The sequence below is a fragment of the Pseudomonas sp. ADAK21 genome (assembly GCF_012935735.1).
In the GTDB taxonomy this organism is placed as follows: Bacteria; Pseudomonadota; Gammaproteobacteria; order Pseudomonadales; family Pseudomonadaceae; genus Aquipseudomonas; species Aquipseudomonas proteolytica.
Genome location: NZ_CP052857.1, coordinates 5232873 through 5258183, shown reverse-complemented (window position 1 = coordinate 5258183; position 25311 = coordinate 5232873). Strand labels below are relative to the sequence as shown.

At 59.2% G+C, this 25311-nt stretch carries 20 protein-coding genes; 13 read left to right on the top strand and 7 right to left on the bottom strand.

Annotation, left to right across the window (positions count from 1 at the left end; translation table 11 throughout):
* Positions 1 to 38 precede the first annotated feature (38 nt).
* Positions 39 to 1079, bottom strand: coding sequence for a zinc-dependent alcohol dehydrogenase family protein (locus HKK57_RS23620; RefSeq protein ID WP_070994913.1), 1041 nt, complete (start codon positions 1077 to 1079; stop codon positions 39 to 41).
* Positions 1080 to 1274: 195 nt separating this feature from the next.
* Here HKK57_RS23620 and HKK57_RS23615 point away from each other — a divergent pair, with 195 nt between their 5' ends.
* The 4 genes from HKK57_RS23615 to HKK57_RS23600 all read left to right on the top strand — a co-directional run bounded on the left by HKK57_RS23615 (position 1275) and on the right by HKK57_RS23600 (position 5357).
* A complete protein-coding gene (locus HKK57_RS23615; RefSeq protein WP_070994912.1) occupies positions 1275 to 1757 on the top strand; it encodes an Lrp/AsnC family transcriptional regulator in 483 nt (160 codons plus the stop codon).
* Positions 1758 to 1865: 108 nt separating this feature from the next.
* A complete protein-coding gene (locus HKK57_RS23610) occupies positions 1866 to 3068 on the top strand; it encodes a GGDEF domain-containing protein (protein WP_169390890.1) in 1203 nt (400 codons plus the stop codon).
* Positions 3069 to 3145: 77 nt separating this feature from the next.
* The gene (locus HKK57_RS23605; protein WP_029290660.1) at positions 3146 to 3766 is read left to right on the top strand and encodes a TetR/AcrR family transcriptional regulator; all 621 of its coding nucleotides are present in this window, start codon (positions 3146 to 3148) and stop codon (positions 3764 to 3766) included.
* A 319-nt stretch (positions 3767 to 4085) separates the two neighbouring features.
* The gene (locus HKK57_RS23600) at positions 4086 to 5357 is read left to right on the top strand and encodes an OmpP1/FadL family transporter (RefSeq protein WP_169390889.1); all 1272 of its coding nucleotides are present in this window, start codon (positions 4086 to 4088) and stop codon (positions 5355 to 5357) included.
* A gap of 103 nt (positions 5358 to 5460) precedes the next feature.
* Here the strand turns inward: HKK57_RS23600 and HKK57_RS23595 are convergent, their stop codons facing one another.
* A complete protein-coding gene (locus HKK57_RS23595; protein ID WP_029290662.1) occupies positions 5461 to 6246 on the bottom strand; it encodes an SDR family NAD(P)-dependent oxidoreductase in 786 nt (261 codons plus the stop codon).
* An 87-nt stretch (positions 6247 to 6333) separates the two neighbouring features.
* On the bottom strand, positions 6334 to 7794 hold the full coding sequence (locus tag HKK57_RS23590; protein WP_029290663.1) for an efflux transporter outer membrane subunit: 1461 nt from the start codon (positions 7792 to 7794) through the stop codon (positions 6334 to 6336).
* 207 nt (positions 7795 to 8001) lie between these two features.
* On the opposite strand from HKK57_RS23590, the gene HKK57_RS23585 reads away from it, so the two are divergent.
* The 3 genes from HKK57_RS23585 to fabF are packed head-to-tail and all read left to right on the top strand — an operon-like array spanning position 8002 to position 13527.
* Entirely contained in the window at positions 8002 to 9111 is a 1110-nt protein-coding gene (locus HKK57_RS23585; RefSeq protein ID WP_169390888.1) for an efflux RND transporter periplasmic adaptor subunit, read from the top strand.
* Positions 9108 to 12218 carry an efflux RND transporter permease subunit gene (locus HKK57_RS23580; RefSeq protein WP_169390887.1) on the top strand — a complete coding sequence of 1037 codons (3111 nt, stop codon included), beginning with the start codon at positions 9108 to 9110 and terminating at the stop codon, positions 12216 to 12218. The genes HKK57_RS23585 and HKK57_RS23580 overlap by 4 nt, the downstream gene beginning before the upstream one ends.
* Positions 12219 to 12228: 10 nt before the next feature.
* Complete coding sequence (gene fabF, locus HKK57_RS23575; protein ID WP_169390886.1) at positions 12229 to 13527, top strand: beta-ketoacyl-ACP synthase II; 1299 nt, start codon at positions 12229 to 12231, stop codon at positions 13525 to 13527.
* A gap of 395 nt (positions 13528 to 13922) precedes the next feature.
* Here the strand turns inward: fabF and HKK57_RS23570 are convergent, their stop codons facing one another.
* From HKK57_RS23570 to HKK57_RS23560, 3 genes are read right to left on the bottom strand one after another with little or no spacing between them, the layout of a single operon-like run.
* Positions 13923 to 15257 carry an MFS transporter gene (locus tag HKK57_RS23570; RefSeq protein WP_029290669.1) on the bottom strand — a complete coding sequence of 445 codons (1335 nt, stop codon included), beginning with the start codon at positions 15255 to 15257 and terminating at the stop codon, positions 13923 to 13925.
* Positions 15258 to 15278: 21 nt separating this feature from the next.
* Complete coding sequence (locus tag HKK57_RS23565) at positions 15279 to 16841, bottom strand: class I adenylate-forming enzyme family protein (protein WP_169390885.1); 1563 nt, start codon at positions 16839 to 16841, stop codon at positions 15279 to 15281.
* 2 nt (positions 16842 to 16843) lie between these two features.
* Positions 16844 to 18022 (bottom strand): acetyl-CoA acetyltransferase, encoded by a 1179-nt coding sequence (locus HKK57_RS23560; protein WP_169390884.1) that lies wholly within the window; start codon positions 18020 to 18022, stop codon positions 16844 to 16846.
* Positions 18023 to 18167: 145 nt separating this feature from the next.
* Here HKK57_RS23560 and HKK57_RS23555 point away from each other — a divergent pair, with 145 nt between their 5' ends.
* The 4 genes from HKK57_RS23555 to HKK57_RS23540 all read left to right on the top strand — a co-directional run bounded on the left by HKK57_RS23555 (position 18168) and on the right by HKK57_RS23540 (position 21569).
* Positions 18168 to 18731 (top strand): LuxR C-terminal-related transcriptional regulator, encoded by a 564-nt coding sequence (locus tag HKK57_RS23555; protein ID WP_029290675.1) that lies wholly within the window; start codon positions 18168 to 18170, stop codon positions 18729 to 18731.
* Between the two features lie 239 nt (positions 18732 to 18970).
* Positions 18971 to 19876: a transcriptional regulator GcvA gene (gcvA, locus tag HKK57_RS23550; protein ID WP_169390883.1), complete on the top strand. Its 906-nt coding sequence runs from the start codon at positions 18971 to 18973 to the stop codon at positions 19874 to 19876.
* Between the two features lie 74 nt (positions 19877 to 19950).
* Positions 19951 to 20778, top strand: coding sequence for a DMT family transporter (locus HKK57_RS23545; protein ID WP_169390882.1), 828 nt, complete (start codon positions 19951 to 19953; stop codon positions 20776 to 20778).
* A 29-nt stretch (positions 20779 to 20807) separates the two neighbouring features.
* The gene (locus HKK57_RS23540; protein ID WP_169390881.1) at positions 20808 to 21569 is read left to right on the top strand and encodes an SDR family oxidoreductase; all 762 of its coding nucleotides are present in this window, start codon (positions 20808 to 20810) and stop codon (positions 21567 to 21569) included.
* 28 nt (positions 21570 to 21597) lie between these two features.
* Here the strand turns inward: HKK57_RS23540 and HKK57_RS23535 are convergent, their stop codons facing one another.
* A complete protein-coding gene (locus tag HKK57_RS23535; RefSeq protein ID WP_169390880.1) occupies positions 21598 to 22566 on the bottom strand; it encodes an AraC family transcriptional regulator in 969 nt (322 codons plus the stop codon).
* A 102-nt stretch (positions 22567 to 22668) separates the two neighbouring features.
* Between HKK57_RS23535 and HKK57_RS23530 the strand changes: the two genes are divergently transcribed.
* Together HKK57_RS23530 and HKK57_RS23525 are read left to right on the top strand one after the other, a co-directional pair.
* Entirely contained in the window at positions 22669 to 23919 is a 1251-nt protein-coding gene (locus tag HKK57_RS23530) for an MFS transporter (RefSeq protein WP_154905875.1), read from the top strand.
* Between the two features lie 47 nt (positions 23920 to 23966).
* Positions 23967 to 25298: an MFS transporter gene (locus HKK57_RS23525; RefSeq protein ID WP_169390879.1), complete on the top strand. Its 1332-nt coding sequence runs from the start codon at positions 23967 to 23969 to the stop codon at positions 25296 to 25298.
* Positions 25299 to 25311 lie beyond the last annotated feature (13 nt).

The following is a 25311-nucleotide window of genomic DNA, read 5'->3' as shown; positions in this document are numbered from 1 at the left end:
CTGACCATTTCCCTGTGGCAAGCGGGCTTGCCACTGCATTAAAACTCGGTAATGACCGTTACCCCAGCCGTCTCGAACCGGTCCATATTGGTCAACGCGTCGATAGATTGCTCCAGGCTGATGGTCTTACCCACGAGTTTTTCAGGCGCCAGCTTGCCTGAGGTGATCATCTCGATCATTGCCCCATAGCGATGCGCTTGCATCCCGTGGCTACCGTAGATTTCAAGTTCGTGCGCGATAACCTTGCTCATGGGGATTGCCGGCGTGGCGTGATCAGCCAGCATCAGCCCCACCTGGACGTGCTTGCCGCGACGGCGCAGGTTGTTGATGGAGTTGAAACACGTGGTTGGGTGACCCAATGCGTCCAGCGATACGTGGGCACCGCCCTGGGTGATTTCCAGCACGGCTTCGGTGACGTTCGCGACGCACTGGGCATTCAGGGTGGCGACAGCGCCGAGTGCGCGTGCCAGGTCGAGTTTATCCTGGGAAATATCGATGGCGATCACGTTCGCGCCGATGGCGTGGGCGATCATCACCGCAGACAGACCTACTCCGCCGCAACCGTGAACCGCGACCCATTGACCGGCGCTGACTTTGCCTTGGTCAACCACTGCACGGAACGAGGTGGCAAAGCGACAACCCAGGCTTGCAGCGGTAGCAAAATCCATGCTTTCAGGCAGCGCGACCAGGTTCAGATCGGCCTGATGGATACCGACGTATTCGGCAAAAGAGCCCCAATGAGTGAAGCCTGGCTGGAACTGCGTGTGGCACACCTGTTGATTGCCGCTGTTGCACTCGGCACAAGCACCACACCCGCCCACGAACGGCACGGTCACGCGGTCACCGACCTTCCATCGCGTGACATCGTTACCCACCTCGGCCACGATGCCCGCCAGCTCGTGCCCGGGTACATGCGGCAGTTCAATGTCGGGGTCATGGCCTTTCCAGCCATGCCAGTCGCTGCGGCATACGCCGGTGCCAAGCACTTGAATCACCACACCATGCCGTTGCGCAGAAGGATCTGCCACGTTCATCAGGCGCGGCGGTTTGGCAAAGGCTTCGTAGACGACTGCTTTCATTCAAATTACCTATGTTTGGATGGGCGGTGCGACTCAACCGGCTGCTGGTCATCCTCGGTTCGCTTCGAAACGTGATGATCCAGGCATTGCCAATTATGAATGAATGCCTTGAAATTACCCTTCAAGTTGCAATTGACGGATCAACAGATCTGAAATTAATCTTCGTTTTTTGGCCTTAATATGAGGAGTTATTTCATGATCGAGCAGCTCGATAAGGCGGACATTGCAATAACGGAACGTTTGCAACGCGACGGCAAGCTGTCGAATGTCAAGCTGGCCGAGCAACTGTCCCTCAGCGAAGCATCCTGTTGGCGCAAGCAAAGACGGCTTGAGGAATGCGGTGTTATCGAGGGGTACCAAGCCATTCTCAATCGAAAAAAACTAGGGCTAGGCCTGAAGGCCTTTGTTCAGATCTCTTGCACTGATCACAGCGAAGAAGCCACGGCGACGTTTGAAAAGATTATTCTGGCGGCCCCACAGGTCCTGAGTTGCCACAACACGACGGGCGAGGCGGACTTTTTGCTTGAGGTAGTTGCCCGGGACCTGGACAGCTATAGCCGCTTTGTCGAAAAAGTGTTGAGAAAGCTCCCTGGCGTTTTAAGTATTCGCTCCAACCTCTCCCTGCGAGAGGTGAAGACCACCAATCGGCTGCCCGTCAGCGAGCTCTTGAGTATCTGAATGCTGTCAGGACAGGCGCGAAGATAATGCTGCAGGTGGCTGACAAACTGACAGCCGACTCAACTAAACTCCACCAGAGCTGCTCCCGACAGCGCCTGGTGAGACGTCATGATTGCCCATACCCCCACGCTATTTGCCTGCGTCGCCTTAGTGGCGACGATCATGGCGTTTTGTCTGATATTGGTCGGCCAGTTCAACCAGCGTGACGGCTTGCTGACCATTGGCTTTGGTTTGCTGGCACATGCCCTGGCCTACATTGGATATACCTTGTACGGCCACGCCCCGCTATGGTTGACCTATGGGGCTGCGAACACATTGTTGGCGGTCGCGCTGGCCTTTTACGGGGCCAGCGTATTTCGGATCGTTGAGTTGCGCGTCTGCTGGTGGCAGATATTTGCACCTGCCGCATTGATGCTTGTGTTGATGGTCAGTCTGATCGACACGCTGGAGCCGCGAATGCTCGCCGCCACGCTTGTGTTGATGGTGCAGTGCGCCCTGATCATCTATTGGACGCGTCGCTACATACCCGCTCAGGGGCGTGCGCGCATGCTGTTGATCATCGGCTCAAGCATCAGCCTGATCGGCCTGGGCATGCGGGTGGTCGCCATCATCGGCGGAGGGGCTGCCGAGATGCGCTATGACGTCAGTAACCTTAAGCAAACCATCTCAGTCAGCATCGGCACGTTCACCGCCATGATGATCTCCCTCGGGCTGGTGCTGCTGGCCAAAGAGCGCAGTGAATCGTTGTTCCAGCGCCTGGCGTTGCGTGACGTGCTGACCGGCATTCTCAATCGCAGAGCCGTCCTCGAGCAATTTTCCAAAGAACTGGAACGCGCGCGTCGAGACGCTTCCTACCTGGCAGTGGCGATGGTCGACATCGACCATTTCAAGCAGATCAATGATGTGTATGGGCACCTGGCGGGTGATGAGGTGATTTGCCACTGCGTCAATCAACTTACCCAGCGAATTCGTGAGTCCGACAGTATCGGGCGTTACGGTGGCGAGGAGTTTCTGGTGCTGCTTCCCCACACCAACCCCGAAAACGCCGTGGCAGTCCTGGACCAGTTGCGTGCGTCGGTCGCTGAGTCACCGGCTCGGTTTGGCGAGGCAAGCATCTCATTGCGCATCAGCATCGGTGTTTGCTGCGTGGTGCCAAACGAAGATGACACCACGGCCAGCCTGCTTGCCCGTGCGGATGCCGCTCTTTATGAAGCCAAGGGTTTGGGGCGCAATACCTTGTGTTTGGCGCCGCCGCAAGAGCATCGCGAGAACACGGCCCCGTTCACGTCATTGAGTACTGAACGGGAGTAGAGGTGAAAATGCCTTGTAACCATGTTGAAAATCGGTCACAAGTTGTCAACTGCGACCTGGATCCGTAAGCTACGGACATGAACCAGCCATCTATTTCCTCGCCCGGCGTTCGGGGCCCAGCCGATCATGACATTCGAGATCAGATCGTCGCGGCGGCCAACGAACATTTCAGCCAGTACGGTTACAGCAAAACTACGGTTTCTGATCTGGCCAAAGCCATCGGATTTTCCAAGGCTTACATCTACAAATTCTTTGATTCCAAACAGGCGATCGGTGAAGCCATATGCGCCAATTGCTTGGCGGAAATTGTTGCTGCCGTTGAAAAGGCCATTGATGTCGAGAACATTTCGTCCACCGAGCGGTTTCGGCGTCTGGTCAGAACCCTGATCTCCACAGGTGTCGACCTGTTCTTCAATGACCGAAAACTCTATGATATCGCCGCGTTTTCGGCGTCGGAGAGCTGGCCCAGTTCACAGGTCTACGACGCACAGATCAAACGCTTCGTATTGCAGATCGTGCGTGATGGGCGCGAGAGCGGCGAATTTGAACGCAAGACTCCATTGGACGAGACGGTAGATTCCATCCATTTTGCTTTGCGGCCTTTCGTCAACCCTTTGCTGCTGCAATACAATCTTGATTTCGTTGAGACAGCACCCACGCTCACCTCAAACCTGATATTGCGCAGCCTCATGCCGTAATTCCAGGCTGCGCATTCTGCGCAGCTTTCATGTGAGCGTCGAAAAAATACCTTTTCAGTTTCAGCCATTGCATCGAGCAGCGGCGTATAGGCTTTTGTCTGGCTAGTGACTATTGACATAAATGGTCACATGACTAAACATGACGCCTCAGCTTCGCAGGCATTGCCATGATTCAGCGCCGCCCTGTTACTTGCGTGGCGGTCGCCCGGTCCTTTGGGCGCGCCAGACAGTGGCCTTTTTACGTGATGCAAACGAACTGGACCCCCCAACAAAACTACGGCTAACCGGCTCTTTCCGGTGATCACGAAGAGTTCCAATAATGAAAAGAAAATTGCTCAAGCGTCCACTTGGACTGGCTGTCGTGCTTGCTTCCTCTAATGTGCTGGCGAGTGGTTTTGCGCTCAACGAACAAAGCATCAGCGGGATGGGCTCCGGGTTTGCCGGTCGTTCTTCTGCGGCTGAAGATGCGAGCACGGTCTTCGGTAATCCGGCTGGTATGGCTCGCTTGAAGGGCGAGCAGGTCAGCGTGGGCGGCGCGACACTTTTCGCGAAGTCGGATATAAGCCATACGCGCAGTACATTCGGCGGTCAGGAAGACGGCGACATGGTGCCAGTGACCACGGTACCGATGGGGTACTACGTCAAGCCTATTGATGAGCATTGGGCATTCGGTGTGGGGTTCTACGTGCCGTTTGGTCTGATGACCGATTACGGCAGCGGTTTTGCTGGCCGGTACTATGCCAACAAAAGTGAAGTCACGACCCTTACGTTTCAGCCCACCGTCAGCTATGCGTTTAACGAAAAAGTATCGATCGGGGTTGGTCCTACCATTAACCGCATCAGTGGTGAACTGTCCGGGATGGTGCCAAATCCACTGAGCCCCGGGCGCAATGACGGCAAACTTAAAAGTACCGGCGATGACACGGCTCTGGGTTTCAACGTCGGTATTTTGGTGCAGGCTACAGACCGAACCCGCCTGGGGATGACTTACCATTCCAAGGTCAGCTACCGCCTGGATGCCAAGACCAAGGTCACTGACGGTCTCTTTAGCGTGCTGGGGGTGAGTGGTCGCAGCTATGACGCTTCGTTGGAAGTGGATACTCCAGAGTCGGTGGACATGTCGTTGACTCATCAACTGGATGATGACTGGACCCTATACGCTGGGAGTACCTGGACGCGGTGGAGTCGCTTCAAGGAATTGACCAGCGAGACCAAAGGGTTGCCTCCTTTGTTGAATGCTCAGCTAGGTTCCGTCACTGAAGAACAGAACTGGCATGATACGTGGGCTCACGCGATCGGTGCGGCGTACAAGCTAAACGATCAGTGGGTGCTTCGTTCTGGCTTCTCGGTCGATCAGTCGCCGACTAATAACACCGATCGAGGGCCACGCATTCCTACGGGCGACCGGAAGGTGTTCAGCGTCGGCGCAGGCTGGACCCCGGTAGACAATGTCACGATCGATGTCGCTTACTCTTATCTGTGGGAAGAGAGTGTTCAGATCAACCACGTCTCCGCGACCAGAGGTGCCTACAGCTCCAAATACAAGAACAGCGCAAGCGGTCTTGGAGCATCGCTCAGTTATCGGTTCTGATTGGCTGCGGTTCCACACATCGGCCGGAAGTCGCGCATTACTTCCGGCCGTTTACAACATTCCCAACGCTTCCCGTTGGTAAAGGCCATTTTTTTACTCGCGCTCAGACGCCCATCACGTGCTCCATAAGCCCCTGATGAAACCGACGAGGCGTGGCCCAGGTCAGGACGCTAATGGCCTTGTTGCCGAAACCCGGCACAACGCTCATTCGTCCCGCTTGCAGTGCGCGGATTCCTGCTTGTACCACGGGCTGGGGTTGCATCATCACCCTACGCAAGAGGGGTGTGATCTTTTGCTTGGCGTTTGATGCAAAGCCTGTGTCAGACATGCCTGGACACAGCGCAGTGACGACGACGCCGTCACGTTTGAGTTCGCGATGCAGCGCATCGGAAAATCTAAGCACATACGCCTTGGCTGCAGAGTAAACGGCAAAATTCTTGACGCCCTGATAGGACAACAAGCTGGCAACCATCAAAATATGTCCTTTTCGCCGTGCTCGCATATCCCCGGCAAAGAGGCGGGTCATGGCGGTCAGACTGGCGATATCCAAGTCGATCATAGCCAGGGAGCTTTCCAGGGGGGCGTCCAGGAATGCGCCCTGTAGGCCATAGCCGGCGTTGTTGATCAGTATGTCGACGACAATATTGCGGTCATGCAGATCCCGATGCAGATCGATAATCACATCAATGGATGACAGGTCCGCCTGTTGCACCAACACATCGACGGCGTAACGTGCGCGCAACTCTTCAGCGAGCATTTCAAGTTCATTCAGCCTGCGCGCGACCAGGATCAGTGATCTTCCTTCGGCAGCATATTGTTGCGCAAACTCTCTGCCGAAACCGCTTGATGCACCGGTAATGAGTACCCATGAATTATCGCTCGACTGCATAGTAATGTTCTCCGACGGATTACTGTTGTGTGGTTCGGCAACTCGCTGGCCTGGCCGCCCAAGGGCCGCCAGTCGCTCCTGCGTGGCTCATCGGGTCGCCACAGGCTTGGGTTCAGGCGCTTTCCAGCCACCGCCGAGCGCTCTGAATGCGGCGACCGCCGCCCGTGCCGATTCTGTTCGAGCTTGCGCGCGAGCATCGGAAGACCGCAGCAGGGTCTCGTCGGCGTGCAGAACATCGATCAGGCTGGCTGTGCCCTTTTCATAGGCTGTGAACGATGATTGACGGGCCTGTGTCAGAGCGTCCTCGCCAGTGGTGAGGGTGGTGGCTTGAAGTTCCCGGTTCACCAGGGCAGAGAAGGCGTTTTCAACATCCTCCGTGGCGCGCAGGACAGACTGGCGGTAAGCAGCCAGGGCTTCGGCTTCCTGCCCCCTTGCCTGGTCAATCTGTGCGTTTATGCGACCGAAGTCGAAGAGCCTCCAGCGCAGGCCCAAGACGCCTGCCGACTGGCTGGCACCGCCGGTAAACAGGTTGCCGCCGGATACCGCCGTGGCACTGCCGAGCAATGCGCCAAGTGAAAACTTCGGGTAGTACTCAGCGCTGGCTTCACCAATGCGTGCGCTGGAGGCCGCGAGGCGGCGCTCAGCCACAATCAGATCTGGCCGGCGGCGCAGCAAATCGGCGGGTGTTCCTGTGTCCTTCAATTGTGGCGCCAGAGGAATCGTGCCCTGACTCGCCAATTGCGGTCGATGCGTGCCTGGAGGTGTGCCGAGGATCACATCGAGCGCGTTCATCGCGGCATCCAGGCCGATTTGCAGGGCCGGTACTATCGCCTGGACCTGCGACAGCGCGCCCTCTGTTTGGCGAACCTCATAGCTGGCGGCGAGCCCTTTGCCGTAGAGCAGTTGGACTTTTTCCAACAGTTGCTCCTGGGTTTTGACTTGTCGGTTTGCGATGTCCAGCCGGGCCTGCAATCCACGGACCGTGATGTAGATATCAGCCGTCTGCGCAACGATGGCCAGACGTGTGGCGGCAACGCCAGCCTCGCTGGCCTGGTACTCCGCCAGTGCGGCCTCGCGTCCGCGGCGCAGGCCGCCAAACACATCCGCCTCCCAACTCGCATCAAGGTTGAGCTCGTAGGAACTTCCGTATCGATCAAAGCCAGGGGTTGAATTCAGCACTTGGCCCAGGGGCGTCTCGATTGACTGATAGGAACGCGCAGCCTGACCACTGATGTTTCCCGAGGGCAGTAAAGCGGCATTGGCGGCGCCCAGTCCTGCGCGCGCTTGTGTGACTCGTGCCGCCGCTTGTGCCAGGTCCAGGTTCTGTGCAAGGGCTGTAGAAACGAAGTCGGCCAGCTGTGGATCACCAAAGCCTTCCCACCACGCGACAAGACTCGCCTGCGGCGCACCAGGTCGCTGTTCAACAGCGGCCTGGCCCATATATCCACTGGAAAGCGGCGCGTCAGGACGCTGATAGTCCGGACCGACCGCGCAACCTGCTATCAGGCTGGCGCTCACCAAAAGAGCGAGAGGGTGAAGGGAGGGCATTGAGATTCCTTGAATCGAATGTTGTTCGTGACCATATTACAACATGGTCACTTCCTGTCAATTGACACCGCTGGCCTACGTTCAAGGTGGCTCGTAAAAAGCATTGCTCCTGGTTCCAAGGTGACAAATCAAGATTGTGACCATTGACAAAGATGGTCACGAGTCTAAAAATATGATTTCCATCCTATTATTGAATCAAGGGAATCTATGCGCCGGCTTCGACCTGTCCCTATTGCCGTTTGCTTGTTGCCTCTTGTCCTGACGGCATGTGGCGACTCATCCACCGCTCAAGATCCACGCACGCAAGCCCCTTTGGTGAGGTCCGCAGCGGTTCAGGGTTCCTCCCATATCTCACGCTCTTTCACCGGAGTGGTCGCTGCCCGTACTCAGGGCGATTTGGGCTTTCGGGTGGCGGGCAAGATCCTTGAGCGTCTGGTTGACACCGGCCAGACCGTCAAGCGCGGCCAGCCGCTCATGCGCCTCGACCCGATTGACTTGGGTTTACAGGCGCGGGCACAGCAAGAGTCGGTCACAGCCGCTCGGGCCCGAGCCAAGCAGACTGCGGATGACGAAGCGCGCTACCGTGAACTGGTGGCTGCAGGCGCGGTCTCTGCATCGGCCTATGACCAGATCAAAGCGGCGGCGGATACCGCGAGGGCGCAACTGGGCGCCGCGCAGGCACAGGCTGACGTGGCGCGCAATGCTTCTGGCTATGCGGTGCTGGTGGCCGATACCGACGGCGTCGTGGTGGAGACGCTCGCTGAGCCTGGGCAAGTCGTCAGTCCGGGGCAGCCGGTGGTTCGGCTCGCGAGGGCAGGGCAGCGCGAAGCGGTCGTGCACCTGCCGGAGACCGTACGCCCGGCAGCCGGGTCTTACGCGCAAGCGACACTTTATGGCAACACCACCGGTGCGGTGACCGCAAAGCTCAGGCTGTTGTCGGACTCGGCGGACCGTATGACTCGTACCTTCGAGGCGCGGTATGTGCTGGAGGGCGCACTGGCGAATGCACCGCTTGGTTCGACCGTCACGCTCAGGATTGCCGACGGCGCGGCGCAGGGGCCGGTGCTGCAAGTACCCATCGCGGCGGTTTATGACCCAGGCACGGGGACGGGGGTGTGGGTCATCGCCGGTACACCGGCGAAAGTGAGCTGGCGGCCTGTACAGGTCCTGGGTTTAAGCGACGACGCAGCACGCGTCGCAGGCGACCTCAAGGAAGGCGAGCCTGTCGTAGCCTTGGGCGCACACCTGCTGCGCGAAGGCGAAGAGGTGCGGCTGGCTCAACAGGGTGACGTCAACGTTGCGGGGACTCATCCATGAGCGAGGGTCGCTTCAACCTTTCGGCGCTCGCCGTACGCGAGCGCTCGATCACGGTATTTTTGATCTTCCTGATTGCCGTTGCGGGCATCCTGTCGTTCTTCCAGTTGGGACGCGCGGAGGATCCTCCCTTTACGGTCAAGCAGTTGACGGTGATCACCGCGTGGCCGGGGGCGACTGCCCAGGAGATGCAGGATCAGGTCGCAGAGCCGCTTGAAAAGCGCCTGCAGGAACTGAAGTGGTACGACCGCTCGGAAACCTATACCCGTCCAGGCCTGGCGTTCACGATGCTGTCATTGCTCGATAGCACGCCGCCGTCGCAGGTGCAGGAGGAGTTCTATCAGGCGCGTAAAAAGCTCGATGATGAGGCGATCAAGCTGCCGGCCGGTGTGATCGGGCCGATGGTCAACGACGAATTCTCGGACGTGACATTCGCCCTGTTTGCCTTGAAAGCCAAAGGTGAGCCACAGCGCCTGTTGGTACGTGATGCCGAATCGTTGCGCCAGCGCCTGTTGCATGTGCCGGGTGTGAAGAAGGTCAATATTATCGGGGAGCAGCCCGAACGTATCTTTGTCTCGTTTTCCCATGATCGGCTGGCCACCCTGGGCGTATTGCCTCAGGACATCTTTGCCGCGCTGAACAATCAAAATGTGCTCACGCCCGCCGGCTCGATCGAGACCGAGGGCCCCCAGGTCTTCCTCCGCCTGGATGGCGCCTTCGACAAGCTGCAGAAGATTCGGGATACGCCTATTACGCTCCAGGGACGCACGCTCAAACTCTCTGACGTCGCGACGATTGAACGTGGTTATGAAGATCCCAAAACCTTTCTCGTACGTAACAACGGTGAAGATGCATTGTTGTTGGGGATCGTGATGCGCGAGGGCTGGAACGGCCTGGACCTCGGCAAGGCGCTGGACGCGGAGACGATCAAGATCAATCAGGGCATGCCGCTGGGCATGGCGCTTACCAAAGTCACCGATCAAGCGGTGAATATCGATTCGGCCGTCGGCGAGTTCATGGTCAAGTTCTTCGTCGCACTGCTCGTGGTGATGCTGGTGTGCTTTCTCAGCATGGGCTGGCGTGTCGGCGTTGTCGTGGCGGCAGCGGTGCCGTTGACATTGGCCGTAGTGTTTGTGGTGATGGAGGCTACGGGGAAGAACTTTGACCGGATTACCCTCGGCTCATTGATTCTGGCGCTCGGCCTGCTGGTGGACGACGCCATCATTGCTATCGAAATGATGGTGGTGAAAATGGAAGAGGGCTACGACCGCATCAAGGCGTCCGCGTACGCCTGGAGTCATACGGCAGCGCCGATGCTGTCTGGTACCTTGGTAACGGCGATCGGCTTTATGCCCAATGGCTTCGCGCAGTCGACAGCCGGCGAGTACACCAGCAACATGTTCTGGATTGTCGGCATCGCGCTCATCGCCTCCTGGGTGGTGGCCGTGGTCTTCACCCCGTATCTTGGCGTGAAGATGTTGCCGGAAGTCAAGAAGGTCGAGGGCGGCCATGCCGCGATCTATAACACCCGTCATTACAACCGCTTCCGCCGGGTGCTGAAGCAGGTCATTGCGCGCAAATGGCTGGTGGCAGGTACCGTTATCGCTTTGTTTGTGGTGTCGATCCTCGGCATGGGCCTGGTCAAGAAGCAGTTCTTCCCGACCTCGGACCGGCCTGAGGTGCTGATTGAAGTGCAAATGCCCTATGGAACGTCCATTGAGCAGACCAGCGCCACCACCGCCAAGATAGAAGCCTGGCTGCAACAGCAGGATGAGGCAAAAATCGTCACGGCCTACATCGGGCAAGGTGCACCGCGTTTCTATCTGGCGATGGCACCGGAACTGCCGGATCCGTCATTCGCCAAAATCGTGGTGCTGACGGACAGCCAGGAGTCCCGTGAAGCCCTCAAGTTCCGGCTCCGCGAGGCGGTTGCCGAAGGCCTTGCCCCGCAAGCGCGGGTTAGGGTCACGCAACTGGTGTTTGGTCCGTACTCGCCATTCCCGGTCGCCTATCGGGTGATGGGACCTGACCCGGTAAAACTTCGCGAAATCGCCAGCCAGGTTCAGGACGTGTTGCAGGCCAGTCCGATGATGAGAACCGTCAACACCGACTGGGGCCCGCTGACGCCGACGTTGCATTTCACGCTGGATCAGGACCGCTTGCAGGCCGTGGGGTTGACGTCAAACGCAGTCGCGCAGCAACTGCAGTTTCTGCTGGCGGGCGTACCGATCACGGCGGTTCGCGAGGACATTCGCTCGGTGCAGGTGGTCGGGCGCGCGGCAGGCGATATCCGCCTTGATCCCGCCAGGATCGAAGGCTTTACCCTGGTCGGCACGGCGGGTCAGCGGATTCCGTTATCTCAGGTAGGGGAGGTCGATGTACGCATGGAGGATCCGATCCTTCGCCGTCGTGACCGTACACCGACCATCACTGTACGAGGCGACATTGCCGAGGATCTGCAACCGCCGGATGTTTCGAGTGTGATTGTGAAGGCGCTGCAGCCGATCATCGACAAACTGCCGGATGGCTATCGGATTGAGCAAGCGGGTGCAATCGAGGAGTCTGGCAAGGCCGGTACGGCGATGTTGCCGCTGTTCCCGATCATGATTGCCATGACGCTGCTGGTCATCATCCTGCAGGTTCGCTCAATCTCCGCGATGATCATGGTGTTCCTCACCTCGCCGCTGGGGTTGATTGGTGTAGTGCCGACCTTGTTACTGTTTCAGCAACCCTTTGGTATCAACGCGCTGGTCGGGCTGATCGCGCTCTCGGGCATCCTGATGCGCAATACGCTGATTCTGATTGGGCAAATCCATCACAACGAACAAGAAGGGCTGGACCCTTTTCACGCAGTGGTCGAAGCCACGGTACAGCGGGCCCGACCGGTCTTGCTGACGGCGATGGCGGCAATCCTGGCGTTCATCCCGCTGACCCATTCGGTCTTCTGGGGAACGCTGGCCTACACCTTGATCGGCGGCACGTTTGTCGGAACCATTGTGACGTTGGTATTCCTACCCGCGATGTACTCCATCTGGTTCAAGATCCGTCCAGAGCCTGCGAGCAGCACTCATGCAGCGAAACCCACCCAAGCACTTTCGACTGATAAATGAAGAGGGTTCAATGAATAAGCTCAACGGTCAAAAACGAATCGTAGTCACGGGCGTCGGCATTGTAGGGCCGCTGGGGTGCGGCGTTGAGGAGGTCTGGAAGCGCTTGTTGGCAGGGCGCTCGGGTATCCGCCAGTTACCAGACGAGGTGACCGAGGGGACGGGTGTTGCCGTCGGCGGTCAGGTGCCGTCACTGGCGGAAGACGCCATCGCGGGCTATGACCCGGAGCGCATCATTTCGGCCAAGGACCGCAAGAAGATGGATCGCTTCATTGAGTTTGCCCTCGTGGCGGCGCATGAGGCGCTTGAGCAGGCAGACTGGCACCCGACTGAAAGCGCAGACCAGCAAAGGACCGCGACGATTATTGCATCTGGCGTGGGCGGGTTTGGTGTGATTGCCGATGCTGTGCGGACCACCGACACACGTGGCCCGCGCAGATTGTCGCCATTCACTGCACCGTCTTTTCTCGCCAACATGGCGGCCGGGCACGTTTCCATCCGGCACGGTTTCAAAGGGCCGCTCGGCGCGCCGGTAACGGCTTGTGCCGCCGGCGTACAGGCCATTGGCGATGCCGCCAGAATCATCAGAAGTGGTGAGGCAGATATCGCCCTTTGCGGCGGTACCGAAGCGGCGATCGACCGTGTGACCCTGGGATGTTTTGCGGCGGCCCGTGCGCTATCCACCGGTTTTTCCGAGCACCCGCAGCAGGCTTCACGGCCTTTTGATCGGGATCGTGATGGCTTCGTGATGTCCGAAGGCGCGGGGTTGTTAGTGATCGAGTCACTGGAGCATGCCCTTGCGCGTGGCGCCAAGCCACTGGCTGAACTGGTGGGTTATGGCACCAGTGCCGACGCCTATCACCTGACCGCAGGTCCCGAGGACGGTAGCGGCGCACGCCGCGCCATGGAGCAGGCACTGCGTCAGGCTGCTGTCAGCCCCGCGGATGTTCAGCACATCAACGCACATGCGACCTCCACACAGGTCGGTGACAAGGGCGAGTTGGCCGCTATTCGTTCGGTGTTCGGGAGTGGTTCTGGCGTGGCAATCAGCTCGACCAAGTCTGCCACCGGGCATCTTCTGGGTGCGGCCGGAGGTATCGAGGCGATCTTTACCGTATTGGCCCTTCGTGACCAGATCGTGCCTCCCACGCTCAACCTGAATCATGCCGATGAGGCTGCTGCTGGGCTTGACCTGGTAAGCCTCAAGTCCCGGGAGATGGTGATCACGCACGCACTCTCAAATGGGTTTGGTTTTGGCGGCGTTAACGCGAGCGTGCTGTTGCGCCGCTGGGCGCCTGAATCTGAAGTGTGAGGGGAGGTTGTTTTTCAAAAAGGCTTTGCTGGATCAATTGGACTGACAGCGTGCCGGTAAACACTAAGCACTGCTAGCGGCTTGCCTGAAACAGCACGCGACCATCGTTACCCTGGGGCGTGCCTACAGGAAAAATTACGTACCGCTGGGTGAGAGGTAAAGCGATGAGCATTTATGACGTGGTGATTATCGGAGAGCGCTGCGCCAGGCTTCAATGAGCGTGATTGGGCTGCCGACGCAGTGTTGATGGCTGTGCGCCGTAGCGGTGCGCCAGGCGCGGGGCCGCCATGCCAGTCAACGTATGGGTAATGCAAGTCAATGTGCAAGCAGAGCTTCATTCTCCGCAGGCTATGCAGTCATGAAGCTCTTCAATAACATCGTCACAGTAACGCTAGTTACACAAAGTCCCGAACACCCTCGCAAGCCTTCGAACGTGACTCCACCACCCCCGAGCCTGCTACAAAATCTTCTTTGCGCAGCGCCGTCAGGGCAATCAACGACATCACACCGGTGCCAATGTAGAAATACCACGGTGAGGTAATGTCGCCGGTTTGCTGGATCAACCACGTTGAAATAAACGGCGCGCTGCCGCCGAATACGGCCACCGGAACGTTGTAGGCCACCGCGATGCCGGTCGAGCGGATACGCGTTGGCAACAGTTCGCTCATGGTTGCGTAGGTCGACGACGCGTACAGCCCGAACGTGATCGCAACGGCCATCAAGGGCAGGAAAAACGTCGCAGGCGTCGCGTTAGGCGCAGATTTAAAGAACCAATACATCGCCAGCGTCGCCAACACCCCGACGACTATCAGGAACGGTTTACGCCCGTATTTGTCGGTGAACGCACCACCCAGCGGCATCACAAGGGCCGCCGACAGGCTGGCGATGAACACGTAAAACAATGTGGTGCCGCTGTCGAATTTCAGGATGCGCGACATGTAGGTCGAGGCGAACGTCAGCACCAGGTAAAAGATCGAACTGTGCAAGGTGATGATGAAAAACACCAAGGTAATTGCCCGCTTCCACTGCCAGACTTCACGCAAGGGCGCCTTCGATGTTTCCCCGGCCTTTTGCAGCGCCAGAAATTCCGGGCTGTCTTCTAGCTTGAGGCGGATGTACATCGAAATCAGGCCCATGGGGCCCGCGATCAGAAACGGAATGCGCCAGCCTCCGGCCTGCATCGTTTCGGCGCCCAGCACCCAGGTCATGCCGTTGGCGACAGCGCCGCCCAACACCAGCCCCAGAACGGCGGTCACCATCAGCCAGCAGGTAGAAAACCCGCGCCGACCAGGGCCCGCGTACTCGGAAATGAAGCTGGTGATCGTGCCGATTTCGCCTCCGGCCGAGAAACCCTGCACGCAGCGGATCAGCACTAGCAGGATAGGGGCCGCGATGCCGATGGACGCGTAAGTGGGCAGCAAACCCAGCAAGCAGGTTGAGCCAGCCATCATTAACAGTACGGCAATCAGCGTTTTGCGCCGGCCGATCTTGTCGGCCAACGGGCCAAAAAACAGGCCGCCCAACGGCCGAATGAAGAAGCTCAACGCGAACGCGGCAAAGCTACTGAGCAAACTGGTGGCGGGATCATCCGACACGAAAAAAGCCTGGCCGATGTACACCGCCAGAAAACCATACACGCCGTAGTCATACCATTCGATGAGGTGCCCGGACGTCGCGCCGATAAACGCGCGGCGCCGCTGCCGTGCTGGATTGTGTTGTTGAGTAGCCATCGTTGTATTCCTGTCTTGTTTTTATTGATGGAAAGCACGCAGTTCACTGTTAACCGGCACGCTGGCGGCCTCCTTGAGCCATTGGCGCAGGTCGGTTTTGAGGATTTTTCCGTAACTGTTTTTCGGCAACTCGGTGCGAAACAGGTATTTCTTCGGTTTCTTGAACGACGCCATGCGCTCGGTAAACCATTGGTTGAGCTGACTTTCATCCAGGCTGCTCTGGTCACGAGCGACCACGAATGCCACCACCGACTCGCCCCAATCCGCGTCCGGCTCGCCCACCACGCACACTTCGAATACCTCCGGATGTGACGCCAGCACCTCTTCCACCTCACGCGGATACACGTTGCTGCCGCCGGTGATGATTACGTCCTTGGAGCGGTCGGTCAGGGTCAGATAACCCTGTGCGTCGAGGTAGCCGATGTCGCCGGTGAACAGCCAACCATCCACCAGGACCTCCCGCGTCGAGGCTTCGTTGCGCCAGTAACCGTGCATCACCGTTGCCCCGCGCACCGCGATTTCTCCGGCTTGCCCGGCGCCAAGGGGTTCGCGCGCAGTGCCGACGATGCGAATCTCGATGCACGATTGCGCCCGTCCCACTGACGATGCCAGACGTGCCCAATCCGTATGGTTGCGATCAGCGATCAGTTCCCGTGGCAGGGCGCTAACCGTCATCGGGCTTTCACCCTGGCCGTAAATCTGCACCAGTCGAGGGCCAAAGGTGTCCACGGCATTCTGCAAGTCCGCCAGGTACATCGGCGCACCACCATAGACGATGGTTTTCAGGCCTTCACCGGCATAACCTTGCTGGCGCGCCTGCTCGACCATGCGCTTGACCATGGTCGGCGCGGCGAACAGCGTCACATTGCCAAGCGAAGTGGCCAGTTCGAATAGCTCGCCTGCTTTGAACCCGCGAGACACCGGCACCACATGCCGTGCGCCGCAACGCACATGAATGAAGTTGTACAGCCCGGCGCCGTGGGACATCGGTGCGGCGTACACCACCGAGTCATCTTCGCGCACGGGGTCGACATCGATCGGGTAACACAGCGACATTGCTATCAGGTTGCCATGGGACAACATCACGCCTTTCGAGCGCCCGGTGGTGCCCGAGGTGTAGAACAACCAGGCCAGGTCGTCGGCATGACGTGGGGCTGGAGTGTAAGCGGGCAGTAACTCAAGCGAGGACTCGAGAATATCGTCCAACCCCTCCCACTCCCTACACCCGTCAGGCAACTGGGCCTGATCAAACAGCCTGCCGTCGTCGGTGAAGATCAGCCGCGCTTGCGCGTTGTCGGCGATCCAGGCGGCTTCGTTGCGATGCAGTTTACAGTTGATCGGCACTGCGACTGCGCCGATCCACCAGATGGCGTACAGCAGTTCCAGGTATTGGCAGCAGTTTTTCATGAAGAGGGCGACACGGTCGCCGGCCTGAACACCGTGGTGATCGCTCAGCGCTAGGGCCCGCACCCGTACGTTTCTGGCGAAGTTCTGGTAGTCGGCCACTTGTCGATCACCTTCGAATAACGCAGGCCGCGTCGGCCAACGATGGGCCGCGTCGTTCAGCCAATTGGCAATGTTCATCGCTAGGCTCTCCGCGCCTGAAGCACCGAGGCGTAGTTGGCCACGGCCATTCCGCCCATGTTGAACAGCAACCCGAACTCGGCGTCGGGTACAGCGATACCGACAGCCTCTGCGGTCAATTGTCGGAAGGCCATGGCGTGCATCGACACGCCCGTGGCGCCCACTGGATGCCCCTTGGCCTTGAGCCCGCCAGACAGGTTGACCGGAAGTCGCCCGTCGGCCTGCACGATGCCGTCATCCAGCGCGCGATGGCCTTCGCCTCTCGGCGCCAGCCCCATGGCTTCGTAGATCAGCAATTCGGCGATAGTGAAACAGTCGTGGACCTCGGCGAAATTGATGTCGCTCAACGTCACTTGCGCGCTGCGCAACGCGTTCTGAATGGCTCGCTGCGGGCCTTCGAAGGCCAACAGATCGCGCTGGGAGATGGGGAGGAAGTCGTTGACCTGGGACGTCGCGCGAATCAGCACTTCACGGCGAAACTGCTTGGCGCGCTCGGCCGAAGCCAACACGATGGCCGCGGCACCATCGGTGATCAATGAGCAATCGGTCAGGCGCAGTGGCTCGGCGATGTACGGGTTACTCTCGGACACGGTGTTGCAGTGCTCAAAACTCATGGCCTTATGCATCTGTGCCAGGGGATTGGTCAGTGCGTTGGCATGGTTCTTTACGGCGATCTTCGCCATCGACGCTAGCGGACTCTGGTAGCGCTGCAGGTATTGCTGCGCCACCAGGCCAAACAGTTGCGGGAAGCTGAGGCCGGATTCCTCTGTGTCATTTTGATAACCCGCACCGGCAAGGGCCTTGGTCACTTGCGCGGTAGTGTTGGCGGTCATTTTTTCTGCGCCAATCACCAGCACCAGGTCTGCCGAGCCCGAAAGAATCGCGTTGATCCCGGCCTGAATGGCGGCTGAGCCTGACGCGCAGGCGTTTTCGCAACGGGTGGCTGGTTTGAAGCGAAGCGCAGGGTCCGCTTGCAGCACCAAGGAAGCCGGAAAACCGTCAGGGACCATGCCCGAATTGAAGTGGCCGAGGAAGATTGCGTCGATCTCAGACGCATCGACGGCCGCATCGGTGAGCGCTTCGCGGGTAACTTGCACGATCAGATCTTCGAGGGTCAAATCAGTCACTCGACCGAAGCGACTGTGTCCAGCGGCGACGATGGAAACGGTATTTTTAGCCATTGTTATTTTTCCTTTGCGAGGCGGGCGTTCACTACAATGGCCCACAGCAAAGTCTGATCGCTAGTTCGTGCAACTACGTATAGGGGTGAGTAGCGGAACTGGCCGATACTGGGCTCATATCCATAAAAAGCAGCAGGACTGCACAATGAGAGATCAACTGGAAGACCTTGAACGGCTAGCGTTTCAAGTATCGCCGGCTCCCCAAGTGATCACCGGCAACCGTCGCATGCTTGATCTCAACGTGGCATTTCTCGACTTGTTCGGGTTCCAGCGCGACGAGCTGATCGGTGAGCTAATCCTCAAGCTTTATCCCTCTCAAACCGACTATAAAGCTATAGGCGAACGCAGTCTGAGCTGGCTACAGCACAGCAAGAACGGCTCCTATTCCGATGAGCGCTTTATGCAGCATCACAGCGGGGAAGTGTTCTGGACCAGGGCCAATGGCTACACGCTGACGCCCAATGATCCGTTTCAGTTGATGGTCTGGCATTTCGAGCGCATGGATCGCGTGTTCCACGCGACGGTCAACTTGACGCCACGGGAACGGGAAATCTCGGCGTACATTGTCAACGGCCTGACCTGCAAGGAAATCGGCCGCAAGTTGAACATTTCCCACCGCACTGTCGAAGTCCATCGGGCCCGGCTGATGAAAAAGCTGCAGGCCAAGAACAGCGCAGAGTTGGTTTCAAAGATCATTGTGTTGAACTGATAACGATGGGAGCCCGAGCGCTACCTTGGACATAGCATGAGCAGATGCCCCGGCAAGGCGATGCTTTCGCGTGTGATTACTCGCCTATCCAGCACACCGAAAATCCTTTGCGTCGTTGAACATCCAGTTTCAGTTGAGCCACTGCCTCGCTAGGAAGGCGATGTTTACAGTGAATTTGGCAGCTGCATGAGCTAACGTTCATGTATGTGCTTTTCCGATAACTGAATGAACTCCGCCTTATGAGAGACCTACCGCCCACCGCCACCTTACGCGCTTTTGAAGTTGCTACCCGCCATCCGACATTTACCGCAGCCGCACAGGAGCTACATGTCACTCAAAGCGCGGTCAGTCACCAGCTCAAGCATCTTGAGGCGCTTTGGGGCGTGCAGTTGTTTGAGCGTGGCAAGGCGTTACGCCTCACTGCAGCGGGGGCTGCGCTGGCGCCGATCGTGCGGGAGTTTTTCATCAGTCTGGAGGCGACTCTGGGTGATTTGCGCGAGCAAAAAGACAGGGTTCGACTCAGCGTCAGCACCACCTATTCCTTCGCGCTCAAATGGCTGCTGCCACGCTTGCCGCGTCTCTCTCGTCAGTACCCCGAGCTGCTGGTCTCGCTGGACACCACGGATAAAATAATCCACTTCTCCCACGGCCAGGCGGATGTTGCGATCAGGCTCGGCAAGGGCAACTACCCCGGTCTGCATTCTGAGTTCCTGTTTGGGGAGCAGGTGTTTCCTGTGGCCAGCCCCGAACTGTTGCGGCGCGTCGGGACTCCGCAGAGCCCCGCAGACCTGTTGCATTTCCCGCTGCTGACGCGCGATGGTGCCGAGTTGGTGCCTAAATGGGAGGTATGGTTTCAAGCCGTCGGGCTGGCCTATTTGCCGCTCAAGGAGAGCGTCAGGTTTGGCGATACCAACATGACGGTCGAGGCGGCCTTGCTCGGCCAGGGCGTTGCATTGGTGCGCAGCGGGCATGTCGAGAACGAAATCAGCGATGGCCGTTTGGTGCGGTTGTTTGATGTGCCGCTTCCATCGCCATTGGCTTACTACTTCGTATGCCCCAAGGGCATTGAATCGCAACCGCACATCGCCAGCTTTCGCCAATGGTTGGTCGGCGAGGCACTGAAAGTCCAACGGCTGGACGAGTGAATTATGAGCATCCGTTCATGCTCCGATGAGGAGACTTCGCTTTAGTCCCGGCGCGGCATTGCCTAGAGTGGCGCATGCCTATTCATATCATCTTCCTCGTGCTTTTCGCCGCGCTCCTGCATGCCAGCTGGAATGCGCTGCTGCGTAGCGGTGCCGATCGCTTGTGGTCCATGACGGTGATGTGCATTGCCATTGCCATCACCTGTGTCGTCGCCGCAGTGTTCATGGTGCCCCCCGCGATTGAGAGCTGGGGCTACGCGGTGCTTTCGGGATTGCTGCATGTGGGCTACAACCTGTTTCTGGTGCGCAGTTACCGGGTCGGCGACCTGGGGCAGGTCTATCCGATTGCACGGGGTTCGTCGCCGGTGCTGGTTACCGTGGGCGCCGCGGTTTTTGCTGGAGAAAGCATCACGCCCGGCCAATTGCTGGGGATTGCGCTGGTGTCAGGCGGGATTATTTCGTTGGCCTTCAGAGGGCGCAGTCTGTCGGTTCCCAGCTTGCCCTATGCGCTGGGTACGGGCGGCTTTATCGCGGCCTACAGCGTGGTCGACGGCATCGGCGCCAGGCTCTCCGGCGCGCCGCTTGCGTACACCGTGTGGATGTGCGCCCTGTGGGGCGTGCTGATGCCAGTGGTCTACATCGGCCTGCGTGACACCCGCAGCTTGTTCTGCGTGAGGCCCGGAACAGTGACCGCCTTGGTCGGCGGGCTGGTCTCTTTGCTTGCGTATGGAATGGTCATCTACGCCATGACCGAAGCGCCCCTGGGCGCGGTATCGGCATTGCGCGAAACCAGCGTGCTGTTTGCGGTGTTGATCGGCTATGTGTTTCTCGGCGAGACGCTCACCGCGCGCCGGATACTGGCATGCGCAGTGATCGCCAGCGGCACCCTCATCATCGGCTGATACAGCCAACAGCGCAGGAGCTATATGTCATGGTCAACGTCTCGCAGGTACCGCTGATTCTAATCACGGGTGGAAGTCGGGGAGTAGGGGCGGCAACCGCCCGGCTGGCTGCGGCAAGAGGTTATGACGTGGCTATCAGCTACGTTGCCAACGAGCCCGCAGCGCGGGCGGTGGTTGCGGATATTGAAGCGTTGGGGCGCAAAGCCTTGGCGATGCGGGCAGACAGTGCGGACCCCCAGCAGGTGGCCGATTTGTTCGCGGCCATCGATCGCACATTCGGCCGCATTGACGTCCTGGTCAATAACGCCGGGATGCTGGCGCCTCAATCACGCCTGGAAGACCTCGGCTTCGAGCGGATGCAGCGCATCTTTGCGGTCAATGCGATTGGGCCAATTCTCTGCGCGCAACAGGCGGTAAAGCGCATGGCTTACCGTCACAACGGCCCGGGCGGCGTGGTGATCAATGTCTCATCGGCATCCGCGCGCCTTGGCAGCCCCAATGAGTACGTCGACTATGCGGCGTCAAAGGGGGCGTTGGAGACGTTCACCATTGGCTTTGCAAAGGAGGTGGCTCGGGAAGGCATACGCGTCAACTGTATTCGCCCCGGGCATATTTATACCGACATGCATGCCAGTGGCGGTGAGCCGGGGCGGGTCGATCGTGTCAAGGACTCGATCCCCATGGGGCGGGGCGGACAGCCGGAGGAAGTGGCCCGTGCGATTCTATGGTTGGCGAGCGCCGAGGCATCGTTCGTGACCGGTACGTTCCTGGACGTAACGGGCGGTAAATGAGTCAGAGGCGTGGATCATCGACTCGGTTTCAAGTAACAGCGGGCTGCCTCACCTTACGACTCAATCCAGGTGTTTTGCCCGTGATGCGCTTGAATGCACGACTGAAAGCGGCCTGCGATGTATAGCCCAAACGCTGCGCTACCTCTTCAATCGGTAGCCTTTCGAGGGTCAGCCACTGGCTCGCCAGCCGCATGCGCAGTTCGGTGACATAGCGCAGCGGGGCCATGCCAATCGTCAGTTGGAAGCGGTCCGCGAAGACCGAGCGTGAGGTATTGCAGTGCTCGGCCAACTGCGCAACGGTCCAGTCGCGGCCCGGTTGCTGATGGAGCGCAAGCAGCGCGCCGGCCAAGCGTGGATCGCGCAAGGCGGCGACCAGGCCCGAGGCATTGCCGCAGGCGCACTCCACCCAACCGCGAACGACCATGGCAGCCACCACGTCGGCCAAACGCGCGAGGATCCCGGCGAAGCCGACACGTGCGGCGCTGACCTCGCGTTCCATGGTTGTCAGGATCGGTACCAGGCCGGGGTAACGCTGGCCGCCAGCATCAATCAGCATCAGGCCCGGCATCAGCTTGCCAAGGCCATGGATACTGCCCAGTTCAAACTCCATACAACCACTGAACAAAATAGTGCTCGGCGTGGAGCTGGCATCGGCGCCGGCATCCACTGCGCTGACGGTGTCACCGAGCGGGGCGCCGTCTAGACGGTCGATGTCTAGAACAGGCGCGTGCGGATGTGAAAGCAGTTGATGGGCCGCGCCATGGGAGATGAACACGGCGTTGCCGGCAGACAGTTCGTAGGTGGTGCCATCCTCCATGCGCAGCACCGCATTGCCGACGGCGATGAAGTGGAACCAGGCGTGCCCAGGTTTTTCCGGGAAGCCCAAACCGAAGGCGGGGCCTGCCTGAATACGCCGGTATTCGACGCCACGCAGGCGCATGCCGCGCAATAGCTCGTTGATGAGGTCCGAGGAGAGAGCAAACTGGTCAGTAGGCATCGTTCAGGTGTTTCAGTCAAAAAGTAGAGATTTTCAATCATAGATCATCCGGATTACGGCGCCTAGACTTCGGTTCGTAATGAAGATTGGGAGATCCGTACGATGACCGACTGTGTATGTAATGCCGTCCCTGAGCGCCATCCTGGCGCCGACTTGGATGTTGAGCCTGCGACCCCCGCGTGGATGGCCGTCTTTTCGTTGGCAATGGGGGTGTTCGGGTTACTGACCGCTGAGTACCTTCCGGCCAGTTTGTTGACGCTGATGGCGACTGACCTGGGGGTGTCCGAAGCGCTGGCTGGCCAGGCGGTAACGGTGACAGCCGTCGTAGCGCTGTTCGCCGGCTTGTTGGTGCCTGGCCTGACCCGTGGCATCGACCGGCGTTGGGTGTTGCTGGGGTTTTCCACGTTGATGGTCGCTTCCAATCTGTTGGTCGCCGTTTCCTCCAGCTTCGCGGTGCTGTTGTTGATGCGCATCTTGCTGGGTATCGCCCTTGGCGGGTTCTGGAGCATGGCGGCGGCGGTAGCGATGCGGTTGGTGCCGAGTGCGCTATTGCCCCGGGCGCTATCGATCATTTTCAGTGGCATTGCCATCGGGACGGTTGTTGCAGTGCCGCTGGGCAGCTATCTGGGCGGGCTGTATGGCTGGCGCAGCGCGTTCTTTGCAGCGGCGGCGTTAGGCATGGTGACCCTGGCTTTTCAGTCGTTCACTCTGCCGCGCCTCGCGCCGCGTCGGCCGGCAAGACTGCGCACTGTTTTAGAGGTGCTGCAGCGCCCAGGCATCGCCATGGGGATGTTCGGTTGCGTGCTGGTGCACAGCGGGCACTTCGCGATGTTCACCTATGTTCGGCCATTCCTTGAAGGGACTACGGGCATTGGCTCGCAAGGGCTGTCACTGATGTTGCTGGGGTTCGGTGTGGCCAACTTCGTCGGCACGCTGTTGGCCGGGAGGCTGCTGGAGCGCCACCCGCTGGCCACTCTGGTGTTGATGCCCGCCCTGGTCGGCGTTGCAGCACTGGCGTTGGTGCTGTTGCCGGCATCGTTGCCGGGGCAGGCGATACTCCTGGCGATCTGGGGCTTGGCCTTTGGTGGGGTGCCGGTAGCGTGGTCGAACTGGGTTGCCAGTGCGGTACCTGATCAGGCGGAAAGCGCCGGAGGCATGGTGGTGGCATCTGTGCAATCCGCCATCGCAACAGGCGCCGCCGCTGGCGGTGCAGTGTTCAGCTTCGGTGGCAGCGCAGGCGTATTCGTCGCAGCGGCCGTGCTGATGCTGCTGGCCGCGCTGTTGATTGCGCTGCGGGTCCGCGTCCCTTCTGCCCAGGGCGTTCGCCAGCCCAAGCCCGCGTTGCACCTTTGATCAGGTTTGCCAAATCGCCTCGATCCCATCCAATCAGGAATTAACCCATGAACAATACGACGTCTCACCAAGGACGCCTCAAATCGTTGCGCGCGGCAGGTATCGGCAATGCGCTCGAATGGTTTGACTGGACCCTGTACGCAACCTTCTCGGTGTACCTGGCAAGCAATCTGTTCGACAAGACCGATGCGCGCTCGGCGATGCTCGCGACCCTGGCTGTGTTTGCGGTTGGCTTTGTCGCGCGCCCTATCGGCGGATGGTTGTTTGGCCGACTGAGCGACCGGCTGGGGCGTCGGACCATCATGGTGCTCACCATGCTGCTGCTGGCGATCAGCAGCCTGGGCATCGCGCTTATTCCCGACTACCAGAGCATCGGCCTGTATGCCTCGGTCGCGCTGCTGTTTTTCCGGCTTATGCAGGGGCTCGCCCATGGTGGCGAGACAGGGGTTTCCTACACCTATGTCGCCGAGATCGCCCCAAGCAAACACCGTGGCTTATGGTCGAGTTCGGTCTATGTGGGGGTGACGCTAGGGGTGATGGCGGCGACGGCCGTGGCGGCAACACTCACCTGGTTGCTGGGTGCGCAGGCCATGAGTGACTACGGCTGGAGGATAGGCTTCGCCATGGGTGGAGTGCTCGGTATTTACGCGCTGTTCTTGCGTCGCGGCGCGCAGGAATCGCATGTGTTTGTAGCGCAGCAGGGGCAAGCGCGGCCGCCGCGCAAGCTGTCCACGGCGCAGATGCTGCGTGTCGCGCGTAACATCGTCATGCTTGCAGCGGCCGCCAATGTCACTTACTACGCTTGGGTCACGTTCGGCGCCGCGACGGCGATTGCCCAGGGCATGGACGCCACGGGTGCCTATGTTGCCAGTCTTCTCGCGCAGATCCTCTGTGTGTGCTGGTTGCCGCTTTGCGGGATGTTGTCCGATCGGGTAGGCCGCCGCCCCATGGTCATCGCCTGGGGCCTGGGCGTGATCGTTCTGACCTATCCCATCTCGATAATGGTGACCACTGAGCCCTACACGCTGTTCTTGGCCCAGGTGCTGGGGCTGGGCGCCTGGTCGCTGATCGCGGCGATTTTCCCCGCAGTGCTCTCCGAGCAGGTACCCACCCAGGCGCGGGCACAGGGTGTCGGCTTGGTCTCGTCGGTGTCAGTGGCGATCTTTGGCGGCACTGCCCCCTATCTGCACAACTATCTTAGCGGCGCCGACCTTGGCTATCTGTACGTCAGCTACGTCATCGGGTTGGGCGTAGTCACCGTCCTGGCAGGGTTTCTGATCGACGAAACGGCGGGCATCGACCTTGCGCACATCGAGGCGCCTGGCGCTCGAGCCAGGGTAAATACCTTGGCTGGTCGATCCGCCGAATCCGCCGAATAAAGGAATACGACTC